This window comes from Spongiactinospora sp. 9N601, assembly GCF_044326295.1.
GTDB lineage: Bacteria > Actinomycetota > Actinomycetes > Streptosporangiales > Streptosporangiaceae > Spongiactinospora > Spongiactinospora gelatinilytica.
Genome location: NZ_JBIRBB010000008.1, coordinates 392,020 through 406,690 on the forward strand (window position 1 = coordinate 392,020; position 14,671 = coordinate 406,690).

A 14,671-nucleotide genomic window follows, 5' to 3' on the forward strand; every position below is an offset into this window, starting at 1 on the left:
GTCGCCGCCACTCGCCAGGACCGAGCCGGCCATCGGCGGCGGTGGCGGTCGAGGCGGTGGACGCGGAAGCCTGGGCCGGTTGTGTCAGTGCGCCGGCGGCCACCGGGTCGGCGAGCAGCGAGCCTGCCACGATGGCGATCGCGGCCTTCTTGTTGATCGCCGGTCAGCCGCTTCTGGCCGTTCCTCGCGTTCGCCGATATGCGCAATCCGCCGGTACGGCCATCGCGGATTTACGACCTGACGGCGAGTAGGTGGAAACCCGGCCGCCATCCCGAAGTCCGCCCAGCTCCCGGCCCCGTTTCACACCCGACCTGACCGGCTCGCGTTTCGGTGCCCAAACTCTTTGTCAAACCGGACCCCTTGCTTTTTCCGCGCTCCTTCTTCACCCTTCTCGGCAGAGGCATGAAGATCACGCTCACCCATGGCGAGAAGGAGAACGCGTGCCGACCACCTTCACCCGGCGTGCGGTCCTCGCGAGGATCGCCGCCATCATGTGCCTGTTACTCCCGAGCGGCCTGCTGTCCCCCGGCATGGCCCAGGCCGCCCCCGGGCCCAGTAAGATCGACAAGACCGTCCAGGCCCGGCTCGACACGGCCGGCAAGGCCACCTTCCTGGTCTATCTGAAGGGCGACGCCGATCTCGGGCCCGCCCGGCGGGCCGTCGCCAAGGCCGACAAGGCGACGCTGGTCTACCGGGCCAAGACCGAGCGGGCCGCCGCCTCCCAGGCGAACCTGCGCAGGCTGCTGAAGTCCGAGCACGCCGACTTCACCGCGTACTGGATCGTCAACGCCGTGAGCGTGACCGCCGACAGCGAGCTGACGGCCGAGATCGCCAAGCTGCCCGAGGTGGAGCGCATCACGCCCATCGCCCTCCTCCCGCTGCCCAAGCCCATGCCCGGCCGGGCCAGGCCGCAGGTCAACGCCGTCGAATGGAACGTCGAACGGACCAACGCCCCCCGCGTCTGGAACGAGCTCGACGACCGCGGGGAGGGTGTCGTGGTGGCCACCGTCGACACCGGCGTCCAGTTCGACCACCCGGCCCTGGCCGCCTCCTACCGCGGCAAGAACGCGAACGGCACGCTGACCCACGACTACAACTGGTTCGACGCCGTCAACAACTGCCCGGACACCGCCGTGCCGTGCGACAGGACCGGTCATGGCACGCACGTCACCGGCACCATGACCGGTGCGAACGGCATCGGCGTGGCGCCCGGCGCGCGCTGGATCGCCGCCAGGGGCTGTGTGACCCGCGGCTGCTACCTCGACGACGTGCTCGCCGCGGGCCAGTGGATACTCGCCCCGACCGACCTGAAGGGCGCCGGCCCGCGCCCCGACCTGGCCCCGGACATCGTGAACAACTCGTGGGGCGGCCGGGGGGAGGACGACTTCTACAAGGAGATCGTGGACGCCTGGATCGCGGCCGGGATCTTCCCCGTGTTCGCCAACGGCAACGAGGGCTATCGGTGCAACACCTCCGGCAACCCCGGCAACTACCCGCAGAGCTACAGCGTGGGCGCGTTCGACACGAACAACGTGGCGGCCGAATGGTCCGGCAAAGGCCCGGGCGAGAACGGCGAGCTCAAGCCGAACATCGCCGCCCCGGGAGTGGACGTGCGCTCCTCCCTCCCGGACGGCAAGTACGAAGTCAACAGCGGCACCTCCATGGCCGCGCCGCACGTCGCGGCCACCGTGGCGCTGATCTGGTCGTACGCGCCGGCACTGAAGAACAAGGTCGCCGCCACCCGGCAGGTGCTCGACGGCAGCGCGGCAGACGTGAACGACACCAGTTGCGGTGGCACCGCGGCCGACAACAACGTCTGGGGCGAGGGCCGGCTCGACGCCTACGCCGCCGTGAAGGCCGCGTACCGCGGCCCGGTCGGCGACCTGCGCGGCACCGTCACCTCGGGCGGCACGCCCGTGCCCGACGCGAAGATGACCATGCGCGGCCCGATCCCGCACACCCTGGTGAGCGGTGCGGACGGCACGTTCGCCGTACCGCGCCTGCCGGTCGGCGATTACCAGATCAGCCTGGCGAAGTTCGGTTACGACACGACCACCGTGAACGTCACGATCAGCGCCGGCCAGAGCACCACCGCCGACATCGTGTTCCCGCGCCGGCCCACGACCGTGGTGTCGGGGACCATCGCCGTGGCGGGCGAGCCCGAGCCCGGCGCGACGGTCGAGGCCGTGGGCACACCGGTCAGCACGGTGGCCGACACCTCCGGCCGGTACCAAGTGACAGTGCCGCAGGGCTCCTACACCCTGCGGGTCGTGGGGACCTTACGCTGCTCGGGCAGCACGAACGTGCCCCTCACCGCGACCGGCGCGGCTATGACCAAGGACATCGCCCTGCCGCGGCGCAGCGACGGTTTCGGCTACACCTGCGCGCACGGCCCGCGCGAGTACGTGGCCGGCACCGAAAAACTGGAACTGACCGGCGACGATGCCGGCGCGCAGGTCACCCTGCCCTTCAGCATCCCGTTCTACGGCAAGGACACCAGCAAGGCGTGGATCACCACGAACGGATACCTCACCCTCGACTCCGCTTCGCGCGCCGAATACAACAACGCGATCCCGGATGCCTGGGAGCCGAACAATGGCGTCTACCCGAACTGGGCCAATCTCATCGTGGACACCCATGGCGGGGTTTACACGGGGGTCACCGGCACCGCGCCGCACCGCAAGTTCGTCGTCGAATGGCGCAACGTGGTCATCCCTGACGAGTTCAGGTCGCGGACATCGTTCTCGGCGCTGCTCGGCGAGGACGGTTCGATCGGCTTCCGCTACAAGGACATCAACTGGTACGGCGAAGAGGGCGTCAAGGCCACGATCGGCATCGAGAACGCCGACGGCACCGACGCGCTGATGTATTCCTACAGAGAGCCGGTCCTCTCCAACGGACACGGTGTGGACATCACCGCGAGCACGCCCGGGCCGGCCGGCGGCGTGGTCACCAGCGGTGCCAAAGCCCCGACCGGTTAGCCGGCCATGGCGGCACCGGCGTGGCACCGGCCGCCTACGCCGTCACCGCGGACCAGGGCCGGCCCGGTGTGAGCCCGGCAGGCCCTGTGCCGCACGGCCGGGGGAACGCTCCTCAACCGGCGGCCAGCCATTGCGGGGTGCCGTCCCCGTCGAGCAGGACGAGTTCGCCCGCGCTGGTGTACGCCGCGGACAGTACTCCAGGATGCCTGGCCACGACCCGCCCCGCCTGGTCCACCACCTCGGCCGCCGTGCCGTACGTCAGCACGAAGCGTGTGCCGGACGGATGGGCTCTGACCTGTGCTTCGGCAGCGATGTCGCGGGCCCAGGTCTGGGCGCCGGTGGCGTCCAGACCACGGATCGCCGTGTGCGGCGCACCCGCCTGGTCCCGCCATCGGGCCAGGACGACGGCACCCGAGCGGCCCGCGGCGCACTCGCCGGTCACCGCGAGGTCCGTCGTGATCGTGATCGTACGGGTACGGTCCAGCAGCAGCGCGGGCCGCTCCCCGACGATCACGGCCAGTTCGCCGTCACCGGCCGTACACGCTCCCCACGCCGCGCCCACCGGCACCCGGGCCTGCAAGGGCCGCCATCCGCGCTGATCACGCCGGAACCACAGCGCCTTGCCCGCGATCACCGCGAGGGCCAGCGTACGCTGCGGGTTCTCGGCCCAGGCGACCTCGGCGGCCGAGGGCACGGCGAGGCTGGTCGGGGCGGCGCCGGTGCGCAGGAGACGCAGCCGCCCCGCGCCGTCCCGCGGGCCTTCGGCGATGACGGCGTCGGTGGCGGAGCGCGCGCTCAGCACCCGGTAGATCGGCGAACCCGGGCCGGGGAACGCCTGCACGCCCGCGGGGCCCGGTCGCCGGGGAGAGGGGTGCGGGGGTTCCCACGCGCCGGAGAAGACGGCATCGGGGCAGCGGCTCAGGCAGATCGCCGTCGATCCCTGCTCGTAGGCGACGGTGTCCCGCCAGGTACGCAGGCCCGTCCGGGCGACCCCGCTGAAGGAACGCTCACGCGGGTCGAGCACGATGACGCCCTCGGGGGACGCGGCGACCAGTTCGGGGCCGGGACCCTGCTCGCGCGCCTTCTCTCCCGGAGAGCAGGCGCAGATCGCGAGGATGAGGGCGAGGACGGTCAGCGCGGATCTCATCGGGGCCTTCCCTGGGTGGAAACCGTGGGGCCTGCGCATGTGCGGTGATGGCGGGGCTCATCGCCGTCCGCCATCACCGCCGTCAGCGCGCTTTCGTCACGCGCTGTTCGTCCGGCCGTGGCAGCGCGGGTCGGACCCGCTGCGGTCGAACACGAACGTGAAGTCGGCGTGGACCTTCGCCCGGCGCGGTACGGCTTCGTTCAGCGAGACCCCGCCGGTTCCGCGCCGCACGTTGTCACGGGACTGCCAGCGCCAGAGCGTCCTGTCCGGCCGGAGGTTGAGGTGCTCACGGAGTCTCAGCGTGACGTTGTTCTTGTTCCGGAGCCCAGGACCGGCCAGGTTCCAGTTCATCCGGTTGAAGATGTCGTACCTGCCGCGTGTGTAGTAGTAGGCCTTGAGGTTGCCGTAGTTGCCGCGGCGCGCCCGGCAACTTCCGCTGAGGTTGAAGGCGGCGGCGGAGACCGAGACGCCGTCCGTGGTGCCCCCGTTGGCCGTGCCGCCGCCGAGCGCGGCGGCCGGTGTGCCGGTCGCCAGGGCCACACCGGATACGGCGGCGGCCAGGGCGAGCGAGATGCGTGTCACATGCATGAATTCCTGCCTTCCGAATGGATGGACCGCGCGGTCGCGATGATTTCTTCAGGCGAGCTGCCATGGCCCGCCGCAAAGGCCCCCGATACCGCCGGCGGTCGAGCGAGAACAAGGTTCCCCGCTTGTTCACGTGCACCCCGAGGGGTTCGTCAGCCATATTGCCCCTCGGCGGATTGACCACCAATCCCCTATCTCGGCTTTTCAAAGCGGCCTGTTCGGATGCCGGGATCGACAGCGCGCATCCCTGCCGATCGGTCCAGGGCGGGTGTCTCCGGCTTTCGGCAAATTTGTCCAGGGGCAAGCCATGAGTGCCGCGGCGTACGGCGTGTACGCCGACGAACGCCGCAGACCTGCCGCATGCTCGGCAACAGAGCGGACTGTGACCGCCTGTGAGAGAGTCACCGGGCCCCGCGGGGCAGACGTGAAGGGAAGCGCATCATGGCCGAACAGGGATGCGTGCGCTGGAAGCGCTTCGGCCTGATCCTCGTTCCCGTCGCGGCGATCACCTCCCTGCTGATCGGCGCCATGGCGCAAGGAGTCATCGGCGCCACCTTCGTGGTGTCCGGCAACAGCTTCAAACTCTTCGCCAAGGAACTGCGCGGCCAGGGCTTCACCCTGGCCGGCGGCCTGGACCGCACCAGGAAGGGCCGGGTCATCCCGGTCATCGTGTCCGGTATCCGGCGTGCCGCGGTCACCGAACTGTGCACGAGCACGCTGGTGCGAACGCCCATGGGCACGGTGACGATGCGGCTCACCGGCGGCCGGGGCGGCAACGAGGTGGACATCGACAACCTGGTGCTCGACGTGCAGGAGGGACAGACCGCCGCCTCCATCCGCGACCTTGAGCTGGGCCGGGACGCCGGCACCCTGGACCAGGTACCGGGCGGCGGCGGGCCGGCCGGCACCTTCGGCAGCCAGGCCAGAGTGGTCACCCTGCGCAACGTGAGGCTGGGCGCGTGGGCCGTGACGGCCGCGACGTTCAGCCTGCCCGACCTCGACCTCAGGGTGCTGCGCGGCGCGCACGAGTGCTACTGAAGCGCGGTGCGAGACGAAGGGGCGGTAGATCATGAAGTCATGGCGGCGTTCCCGGCCGTTCTGGGGCGGACTGTTCATCGTGGCGGCGGGCATGGAGCTGATGTCCATCCCGCTCGCGCTCGACGCACTGCTCGCGGCGGTCATCTTCGGCACGGTGGGAGCCGGCTATCTCATCGCCATCGCCCTGATCATCGCGGGGGTGCTCATCTGGCTGCAGCCCGGCCAGCGGGTCTTCCTCGGCCTGATCGCGGTGCTGCTGTCACTGGCGTCCTTCGTCTACTCCAATCTCGGCGGCTTCCTGCTCGGCATGGCCCTCGGCCTGCTGGGCGGCATGCTGACGGTGGCCTGGACCCCGGTCAGCCGGCCCGCCGGCCGCCTCGACACGGTCACGGTGCGAGGCGTCCTGTCCGCGGCCCGGTCCTTCGCCTCGCGCCTGAGCGCGGTGCGCTGGAGGACGGCCATCGCCACACTGCGGCCCCGGTCATGGCGGTGAGCTTCGCGCTGACGGCCACCGGGACGCGGCCGGGATGACCAAAGGCCATGGACAGGTCCGGGGGCTCATGAGGCGGTGGTGGAGAGCCGGTCGAGGTACTCGTCCAGGATGGCGAGTGCCGTCTGCGGGTCGCGGTGCCCGATGAGCACCTGCATGCCCAAGCCCTCGGCCAGTGCGAACAGCGCCGCCGCCGTCCGTTCGGGATCCAGGCCGGCGGGCATCTCGCCGGCGTCCTGGGCGTGACGGATGAGCAGGACCAGCACGTCGTACAGGGAGTCGTAGCCCGCACGCAGATGGTCGGCCAGCTTCGGGCTCACCAGCGAGCGGGCGGTGAACGCGGTCGCGATGCGCAGTTCGGCGCGGCGCTGGTCGTCGGCGGGCACCAGTTCGGCCAGGATGTCGCGCAACACCGCGCGCGGTGGCTGCTCCCCCTGGCCGAGGCTCTGCCGTACCCTCTCGGTTCCGCGCTCGCTGATGTAGTCAAGCGCGAACAGCAGGATCTCATCCTTGCTGCGGAAATAGTGCTGGACGGCGCCCAGCGAGACCTCCGCGCGGGCCGCGACGTCACGCAGGCTCACCGCGTCGAGCCCGTGGAGGTCGATGATCGCCAGCAGTGCCTCCGCGATCTGCCGCCGCCGCTCCTCGTGCCGGGCCCCCAGCCCTCGCGTACGACTGCCCTTGCTCACAACACTCTCCCACATATCGATACAACTGACTTGTTCTGCTACGCTCAACCACGATATGACCGTACAGACGTATTGATTTACGTCCTCGGGGTGCCCCGAGAGATCGGAGGATGCACGTCATGATGATCGTAGGTGCGCTGCTGGCGATCCAGGGCTTCGGCAACGCCCTGACCAGGTGGCTCTGGGGGACCGACTGGGGACTGCTGGCGGTGGCCGAGCGCAGCGCCGACCTGCCCCCGTGGACCGGGGCGGCCGTGGGCCTGCTCGGCCTCGTACTGGCCGCGGCGGCCCGGCTGAAGGGCCGCCGCGCGTGAACGGCCGGTGCTGGGTGGCGCTGGCCGCCTGCGTCGCGCAACTGATCTCGGCCGCGCCCGCCGCGGCGGCCGTCCATCAGGACGCGCTGGTCCGCACGGATCTCGGCTGGGTGAAAGGCGCCCAGGCTAGCGACCACCGCGTCTTCCGCGGCATTCCCTACGCCGCCGCCCCCACCGGCGACCGGCGCTGGCGCTCGCCCGCGCCCGCCCGGCCATGGCCCGGTGTCCGCGACGCCGCCGAACCGGGCCCGCGCTGCGCCCAGCCCGCGACCCCGGGAGGGCCGACCGGCGCGTCGGAGGACTGCCTCTACCTCGATGTCACCGTCCCCGGCACCGCCAACGGGCGCAAACCGGTGATGGTGTGGCTGCACGGCGGAGGATTCGTCGAGGGCGCCGGCAGCGACTTCGACGCCCGCCACCTGGCCACGGCCGGGGACGTCATCGTCGTCACCGTCAACTACCGGCTGGGCGTCTTCGGGCTGTTCGCACATCCCGGTCTGGCCGGCTCCGGCGGCTTCGCCCTGGAAGACCAGCAGGCCGCCCTGCGCTGGGTGCGCCGCAACGCCACCGCGTTCGGCGGCGATCCCGGCAACATCACGCTGTTCGGGGAGTCCGCCGGAGGCAAGAGCGTCTGCGCGCACCTCGCGTCACCGGGGGCGGCCGGCCTCTTCCAGCGCGCGATCATGCAGAGCGCCCCCTGCACCGGTACCGTGCCGGCCGGCACCATGTTCCCCGGCGTGCCCGCCTTCCGTCAGTGGCCGTCCGTCGCCGACCGGCAGCCCGACGGCGCTCGCCTGGCCGCCGGCCTCGGCTGCGGCGACCCGGCGACCGCCCTCACCTGCCTGCGCCGGGTGCCTACCGAGCGCCTGCTGCCGCTGCACGACCAGTTCATCACTCCCGCGGTCGGCAGCCAGGTGCTTCCGCGAGATCCCGAACGTGCCCTGGCCACCGGCAGATTCCACCGCGTACCGGTCATCTCGGGCACCACGCGCGACGAGATGCGCTACATGGTCGCCCTTTTCTACGAGTTGCCCGGCACACCGATCACCGCCCGGACCTACGCGCGACTGCTGCGGCGCGCGTTCGGCGCGCGGGCCGGCCGCGTCGCCCGCCGTTACCCCCTGGACCGGTACGCCTCCCCGGGGCTGGCCTGGGCGACGCTGACCACCGACGTGGTGTTCGCCTGCCCGACGTACGAGCGGAACCGGAGTATCGCCCAGTGGGTTCGCACGTACGCGTTCGAGTTCGCCGGGGACGACGTCACGACCAAGATCCCGAACTCGGACTTCCCACTCGGCTCCGCACACGGCGCGGAACTGGCGTACCTCTTCCCCGTACCCGGGCTCGACGCCCGCCGGCGGCGGCTGTCCGCGACCATGATCGGATACTGGACTGCGTTCGCCCGCACCGGCGACCCCAACGCGCCCGGCCTGCCCCGCTGGCAGACCTTCGCCCCAGCCCGCCCCAGCACGCAGTCGCTGGCGGCCCCGCCCGACCCGACGGGGCCGATCAACGTCGCCGCCGACCACCGGTGCGCGTTCTGGGCCAAAGAGCTCAGCCCTGCGACTGTCGTCCAGATACGCCGACGACTCGCCGACGAGCCCTGATGAACCGCTCCCGGCTGTGCGCACCGCCCGTACGCCGGGCAGTTCGACGCCGCCTGCGGCGGCACCGGGCGCGTCGAGCGCATGATGTCGGAGGCCCTCTCAAACCACGGACTAGTCCGCGGGTGTGACCCAGTCCACGAGCTGGATCACCACGCCGTTGGGGTCGGTGACCTGAAACAGCCGCTCTCCCCATGGGTCCACGCGCAGCGGCATGGTGATGGCCACGCCGGCCGCCCGCCAGGTAGATCAAGGCCAGAGCTTCGAGCCGGTTTTGAGCACCATCGTCAATGACGAATGGCGACGCCACCGGGGCGGTGTACTACAGTTCCGTGCGCCCACCTGGCTGACGGCCCCCGTGCTCGCCTGGTTGACAGCTCATTTCGCGCCCGTTGCGCGTGGAATTTGCGGCGCACTCCGACCCCGAGACCGAGGAGCCGCGTGAGGTCTGCCGGGACACCCTGGCGGAAGCACGACGGTTGGGCGTCTCGGTACCGCGGCTGGAGGCGGCGGTACCGAGCTTCGCCCGCGACGGGTAGTAACCCTTGAGTTCCTGGTGGCTCTTTTCGTCAATCCGTGAGATCGCGCGCAAGCTTGGCCGTGCGTCCGGCATCGCGCCGCCGAACCGAGCATTCAGGACCACCTGCACCAGCAGGGCCACGGCGAGGTGGCCGCGCTGTGCCGGTGGCCGCGGAACTGGGCGCCACGCCGGCGAGCGAACGCATCGGAATCGTGGTCGCCGCGGCGTGGTACGGGCGTTGCGCCTCGCCTGCCCGGCTCAACGAACCAGCCGCCGCTCATGAGCAGACTGTCCGCATCGCCGGAACAAGCGCGTCTTCATGTACTTCGTCCAGGTGGTGCACCACGATCGCGGACCGTTCCGCCAGCTTCGCCTGCACCTCGCAGCTCACTGCGGGACGACGCAGCCGTTCGGTTTCCCGCAACTCCACCAGCAGCTCCGTGGTGAGCCGGTCGAGTCGCTGCCGCACGTCGGTGAGGAGGTCGGGCCGTTCGTCAGGCACCTCGTCCGGATGCCGCATCCACCGCGCGTACAACCCACGCTGAACGGCCTTGTTCGCCTCGATCTGTGCCCGGAAGAACCGTACCGCGGACTCTGGATCGAGCCCCATCGCCGCCGACCGGGCCCGCACGCCTTCCAGGACCTGCCGCTCACGCACGGGATCGTCGATCGGCCGCGGCGTCCCGAACTTCGCAGCCGCCACCAGATCGCCGACCCGCATCCGTCGCACCATCAGGTCTGTCAGCTCGCCCAATGGCCCCATCGAGCCACCCGGCATCAGCGCCAGCGCCAGCGCGAGGGCCAATGCCTCTACCCGCATGGCTGTCGATGGTAGACCCGCTTGAGACCCTCCCAGGCCCGCGTCGCAGCACCCGCGAGCCGTCCGACTGTGACACAACCATGACACGGCGCGAACGAAGTGGGGACGCCGCCAGACGACAGTGGACGGGTCGACCGGCGGGCGAGTTGCAGAGCGGCTGCGAAGCGATCCGGACGCCCGCATCGGGACGACGCCGTACGGCCCGGCGGCCCCGGCACCACAGCGTCGCCATCGAGCGGGGCCGAGACGAACCGGCCGGAGCTGCTGGGACGAAACGTTACGACAAAGGCGATCGTGAAAAGGAGAAGGCGTGGCTAAAGACGGAAAGTGGGACCGGCGTTCGCTGTTTCGGGGCGCCGCCGTGGTGGCCGGCGCCGCCGTGGCCGCCCCGCTGGTGGGCAAGGCGGCCACGGCGCTGGCCGACAGTGGTGACGCCGACGCCCTGTTCAAGGCCGGCGAGTTCGAACAGGCCGCCCGCGCGTACGAGGAGATCCTGAGAAAGGACCCTGCGAACCTGCACGCGGCCCGCCAGCGCGGCTATGTCGGACTGTTGTCCAATCGGTTCGCCGACGCCGAGAAATACCTCAAGATGGCCTTTGAGCTGGCACCCGACGACAAGGAAACCAACACGTTTCTGGGCGACTGCTACATCCGGCAGGACAAACTCGCCCTCTCCGCACCACATTGGCAGGCAGCGGGCGAGAGCGGCTACGCCAAGTGGTTCGCGGCGGTCAGCGGTGAGCCATATCAGGTCCACGGTGACATCGCGCGGGTGCCGTGGAAGCAGATGGACCCGATGCCGCTGGTAGAGGCCTCGGTCAACGGCGGGCCGGCGAAACGCTTCACCTTCTACACCGGCGCCCCGAATCTGAGCCTGCGCGCGTCGGTGGCCAAGGAGGCCGGGCTGAGCCCCGTCGTCAGTGAGAAGACCGAGTTCGAGGGCACCATCATATGGGTGCACTTCGGAGTGCTGGACTCCTTCAAGCTGGGCGATATCGAACTGCGCAATGTCCCGGTCGCCTGGTCGGCGACGGAGTCGGGCGGAGATGTCGGCACCGACAGCGACGGAATGATCGGTATGTGGGTCTTCTACCACTTGCTGACCACCTTCGACTACGCGGGCCGGTCGCTGATCCTGCGCCGCCGGACCCCCGAGGTGGCCAGAAAGGTACGCGCCGACGCTGTACGGGCGGGCGCCACCCCCCTGCCTCTGTGGCTGGCCCGTGACCACAACATGCACAGCCTGGGCAGCATCGCCGGGTCCGGCCTGCGGGTGGTGGGCGTGAACTTCGGCGGATTCGGCGAGACCGCCGCGGGCCTTCTGGGAGAAACGGCCAAGCGGTTGCGGGTCCGCACCGACTACGACCGCCCGATCGAGACATTCGCCCACAGCCATCCGACCGTCACCTACCCCTGCTACCCGAAGGAGATCCGCCTCGGCGACGCCGTCGCCAAGGAGGTCTACTGCGAAACGGACCCCAGCCACCCGGTCAACGTGCCCTGGCCCCACGGGACAGGGATCGACACGATCGGCCACTTCCCCCACAGCTTCTTCAAGCCCTACAACGCCACCGTCGACTTCACCGACATGAACCTCTACATCGCCCGCGGGAAGGCGGCCTGATCTTCGCGCCCGCACGGGTGCCATAGGAACCGCCTGGCGTACCGGACGTGCCCTGGAGGCGGAATGTGTCGGGGCTGTACCGATGTTCCTCAACCCCCGATTCCACCGCCTCCGGCGTACGTGACCCGCCGACGCACCCCGTACGCCGGGTCCGGCAGGCGTCAGGCCACCCACTCCTTGAGCCGGCGCACGAGCCCGGCGGGGTCGTCGCCGGCCGGGGTCACCTGGAGGTTGGTCACACCAGACTCGCGGAATGCCTCGATCCGCTCCTTGACGTACGACGCGGGGCCGACGAGGTTCACCTGCTCCAGCAGTTCGAGCGGGACCTTGGCCTCGGCCTCCTTCTTCTTGCCGTCAAGATAGAGGTCCTGAATTTCCTTGGCCTCCGCCTCGTAGCCGTACCGGCAGGCGAGGTCGTTGTAGAAGTTCCTGCCACGGGCGCCCATGCCGCCGATGTACAGGGCGAACATCGGCCGCGCGAAGTCGAGCATCCCCTTCACGTCCTCGCCGACCGCGACGATGCCGCCGGCCACGACCTCCAGCGGCGCCAGGTCCTCGGGGCGCTCGGCGGCACCAGCGGCAAGCGGGCCGCCCCAAACCTTGGCGGCGCCCTCGGGAGAGTAGAGGAACGGCAGCCAGCCGTCGGCGTACGCCGCCGCGCTTTCAACCGACCTGGGTCCCAGCGCGGCGACGTAGAGCGGGACCGAGGAGCGTTCCGGCTTGGCCGGCATCTTCAGCGGCCTGCCCAGGCCGGTGCCCTGGCCGGCGGGGAGGGGAAGCTGGAAGGAGTGGCCGCTGTACTCGATCACCTCGCGGCGCAGGGCGCACGGATGATCTTCACGGTCTCCTTCGTCCGGCCGACCGGCCTGGTGTAGGGCAGGCCGTGCCAGCCCTCGACCACCTGCGGGCCAGAGGCACCGAGACCGATGATGGCGCGACCGCCGGTGACGTTGTCCAGGCCGGCCGCGGTCTGCGCGAGCAGGGCCGGGATGCGGGAGTAGACGTTGAGGATCGCCGAGCCGATCTCCACGGTCGAGGTGCGGGCCGCGAGGTAGCCCATCAGGGTCGGTGAGTCGAAGCCGTACCCCTCGGCGACCCAGACCGTATCGAGCCCGGCGGCGTGGGTGAGCGGAGCCGAGGCCAGGTACCGCGGCAGGCGCGGATGCTCGAAGTCGGCCAGGTGCGCGTAGACCATCTGCACCATCGACCGGTGCGGCTGCATCACGCCCTTGGGTCTCCCGGTCGTCCCCCCGGTGGACTGCAACCATGCGACGTCCGCCTCGGTGGCCGGGCCGGCGTCAAGAGGCCGAGCCCCGTGGGACTCGCCCTCGGGCAGGCCGCCCGCGGCCGAGATCACCAGCAGGTCTCACAGCGAGCCGGCCTCCGCGAGAACGTGGCGGCCGTGCTCCTCCAGGGGCTCGGTCACCACCAGCACCGTGGCCTCCGCATCCGCGCAGACGACGATGTGGTCCTCGACCGAGGCCAGGGCCTGAAGGCCGGTGAAGCGCCCGCCCAAAAGGTACGTCGCGGCCTGGACGATCCACGACTCGGGCATGTTCGGGCTGAGCATCGTGACACCCGCTCCGAGCCCCACCCCGCGGCGGGCCAGCGCGGTCGTGTACTGCGAGACGAGACCTTCGACCTGAGCGTAGGTCAGTCGCCGATCACCGGCGACGAAGGCCTCGGACGAGCGGTGCCGGGTGAGGGCCTGCACGATCAGGTCGCCCAGCGTCGCCCCCGAGGAGGCCGCGGAAGCGGGAGCGCGCTGCACGTTGACGGGCTGAGACATGCCTCAACGATGGGTGTTGCACGACGGACGTGCCACCGATGTCCCGCCGGAAACTACGGGTAACCCGCCACGCTGACGCTAGTCGTGAGCCGCGCGCGCCATCGCGCGGTAACGACCGGGAGTCTGGCCGACGAGATCGGTGAAGGCTTCGATGAAGCTGCTCGGGTTCGACCAGCCCAGTCGCGTCGCCGTGTCGGTGACGGAGGCGCCTTCGCAGAGTTCGATCAGTGCCCGCTGAATACGCAGCAGCGTACGCCACTGATGAAAGCTCATCGACAGGTCGCCGCTGAACAGACGGCTGAGGGTTCGTTCGCTCGAACCGGTTCTGCGCCCAAGCTCCGCCAGCGTCGCCGGGCAGGCCGGGTCGGCGTGCAGCAGGTCGGTGACGGCCTTGAGGCGGGTGTCGCCCGGCTCCGGGAGGCGCAGTGATTCCTGCGGGGCGCGGGCGAGTTCCGCGATGACGACCTCCAGCAGCAGACGGGCGCGGGGGCCGTCGGCCGGGTCGTGGTCGCTGATCAGCGCCAGGTACGCCTCGCGCAACAGCGCACTGGCCATGAACACCGAGGGCTCCGCAGGCAGTCGCCCGGCCAGTGCCGCCGTAACCCGGAGCAGCCGGACGTCGGTCTCGCCGTACGAGCGACCGCTGTGCACATAGCAGGGTGGCACCCAGGTGATGCGGTTCGCCGGCGCCACCCATGTGCCGACCTGGGTCACAGTGACCAGTGCTCCGGAGACGGCGTACCTGAGCTGGCCGAAGTCATGGAAGTGCGCGGCGATGTCCTCGCCGTGGGCCATGGGCTCGCAGACCGGCGAATCGTCGGTCCAGAACACCGGCTCGTGGACAAGTCCGGTCATGGGCACTCACCCTAACCCGCGTTCGCGGGCTCTGGGCATGGCCGCCGGGGCCGAGCGTCGCCGGCAATACGGGGGCTCAGGCCCATCAGGGCCGGAGCTTGTGGCCCCGACATGTTGGCGGGTTATCGGAATATTCTGGCGTGACACCGGTGGTACGCCTGAGTCATGGCGTTCATCGTTGAGGTAGGTCGCATCGGATGAATCTCGAGGGTGCG

At 70.2% G+C, this 14,671-nt stretch carries 14 protein-coding genes and 2 pseudogenes; 7 read left to right on the top strand and 9 right to left on the bottom strand.

Annotation, left to right across the window (positions count from 1 at the left end):
• The first annotated feature begins 440 nt into the window (after positions 1-440).
• On the top strand, positions 441-2,981 hold the full coding sequence (locus tag ACH34R_RS21780) for a S8 family serine peptidase (RefSeq protein WP_397563293.1): 2,541 nt from the start codon (positions 441-443) through the stop codon (positions 2,979-2,981).
• 112 nt (positions 2,982-3,093) lie between these two features.
• Here the strand turns inward: ACH34R_RS21780 and ACH34R_RS21785 are convergent, their stop codons facing one another.
• Together ACH34R_RS21785 and ACH34R_RS21790 are read right to left on the bottom strand one after the other, a co-directional pair.
• On the bottom strand, positions 3,094-4,128 hold the full coding sequence (locus ACH34R_RS21785) for a hypothetical protein (RefSeq protein ID WP_397563294.1): 1,035 nt from the start codon (positions 4,126-4,128) through the stop codon (positions 3,094-3,096).
• Positions 4,129-4,224: 96 nt separating this feature from the next.
• The gene (locus ACH34R_RS21790) at positions 4,225-4,710 is read right to left on the bottom strand and encodes a hypothetical protein (RefSeq protein WP_397563295.1); all 486 of its coding nucleotides are present in this window, start codon (positions 4,708-4,710) and stop codon (positions 4,225-4,227) included.
• Between the two features lie 444 nt (positions 4,711-5,154).
• Here ACH34R_RS21790 and ACH34R_RS21795 point away from each other — a divergent pair, with 444 nt between their 5' ends.
• A complete protein-coding gene (locus ACH34R_RS21795) occupies positions 5,155-5,751 on the top strand; it encodes a DUF6230 family protein (RefSeq protein ID WP_397563296.1) in 597 nt (198 codons plus the stop codon).
• 31 nt (positions 5,752-5,782) lie between these two features.
• On the top strand, positions 5,783-6,244 hold the full coding sequence (locus ACH34R_RS21800; RefSeq protein ID WP_397563297.1) for a DUF6114 domain-containing protein: 462 nt from the start codon (positions 5,783-5,785) through the stop codon (positions 6,242-6,244).
• A gap of 65 nt (positions 6,245-6,309) precedes the next feature.
• Here the strand turns inward: ACH34R_RS21800 and ACH34R_RS21805 are convergent, their stop codons facing one another.
• Positions 6,310-6,930, bottom strand: coding sequence for a TetR/AcrR family transcriptional regulator (locus ACH34R_RS21805; RefSeq protein WP_397563298.1), 621 nt, complete (start codon positions 6,928-6,930; stop codon positions 6,310-6,312).
• A 119-nt stretch (positions 6,931-7,049) separates the two neighbouring features.
• Between ACH34R_RS21805 and ACH34R_RS21810 the strand changes: the two genes are divergently transcribed.
• The gene (locus tag ACH34R_RS21810) at positions 7,050-7,244 is read left to right on the top strand and encodes a hypothetical protein (RefSeq protein WP_397563299.1); all 195 of its coding nucleotides are present in this window, start codon (positions 7,050-7,052) and stop codon (positions 7,242-7,244) included.
• The gene (locus ACH34R_RS21815) at positions 7,241-8,851 is read left to right on the top strand and encodes a carboxylesterase/lipase family protein (protein WP_397563300.1); all 1,611 of its coding nucleotides are present in this window, start codon (positions 7,241-7,243) and stop codon (positions 8,849-8,851) included. The genes ACH34R_RS21810 and ACH34R_RS21815 overlap by 4 nt, the downstream gene beginning before the upstream one ends.
• Positions 8,852-8,962: 111 nt before the next feature.
• Here the strand turns inward: ACH34R_RS21815 and ACH34R_RS21820 are convergent, their stop codons facing one another.
• On the bottom strand, positions 8,963-9,076 hold the full coding sequence (locus ACH34R_RS21820; RefSeq protein ID WP_397563301.1) for a hypothetical protein: 114 nt from the start codon (positions 9,074-9,076) through the stop codon (positions 8,963-8,965).
• Between the two features lie 164 nt (positions 9,077-9,240).
• On the opposite strand from ACH34R_RS21820, the gene ACH34R_RS21825 reads away from it, so the two are divergent.
• Complete coding sequence (locus ACH34R_RS21825; RefSeq protein ID WP_397563302.1) at positions 9,241-9,387, top strand: hypothetical protein; 147 nt, start codon at positions 9,241-9,243, stop codon at positions 9,385-9,387.
• A 258-nt stretch (positions 9,388-9,645) separates the two neighbouring features.
• Here the strand turns inward: ACH34R_RS21825 and aroQ are convergent, their stop codons facing one another.
• Positions 9,646-10,188, bottom strand: coding sequence for a gamma subclass chorismate mutase AroQ (gene aroQ, locus ACH34R_RS21830; RefSeq protein ID WP_397563303.1), 543 nt, complete (start codon positions 10,186-10,188; stop codon positions 9,646-9,648).
• A gap of 310 nt (positions 10,189-10,498) precedes the next feature.
• Here aroQ and ACH34R_RS21835 point away from each other — a divergent pair, with 310 nt between their 5' ends.
• A complete protein-coding gene (locus tag ACH34R_RS21835; protein ID WP_397563304.1) occupies positions 10,499-11,812 on the top strand; it encodes an aspartyl protease family protein in 1,314 nt (437 codons plus the stop codon).
• Positions 11,813-11,973: 161 nt separating this feature from the next.
• On the opposite strand, the pseudogene ACH34R_RS21840 reads toward ACH34R_RS21835, so the two are convergent.
• The 4 genes and pseudogenes from ACH34R_RS21840 to ACH34R_RS21855 all read right to left on the bottom strand — a co-directional run.
• Positions 11,974-12,929 (bottom strand): annotated as a pseudogene (locus ACH34R_RS21840) (LLM class F420-dependent oxidoreductase); the annotation flags it as partial.
• Positions 12,930-12,962: 33 nt separating this feature from the next.
• Positions 12,963-13,169, bottom strand: a pseudogene (locus ACH34R_RS21845) (AMP-binding protein); the annotation flags it as partial.
• 9 nt (positions 13,170-13,178) lie between these two features.
• Complete coding sequence (locus ACH34R_RS21850; RefSeq protein WP_397563305.1) at positions 13,179-13,601, bottom strand: AMP-binding protein; 423 nt, start codon at positions 13,599-13,601, stop codon at positions 13,179-13,181.
• A 78-nt stretch (positions 13,602-13,679) separates the two neighbouring features.
• Complete coding sequence (locus ACH34R_RS21855) at positions 13,680-14,456, bottom strand: AraC family transcriptional regulator (protein WP_397563306.1); 777 nt, start codon at positions 14,454-14,456, stop codon at positions 13,680-13,682.
• Positions 14,457-14,671: the final 215 nt, after the last annotated feature.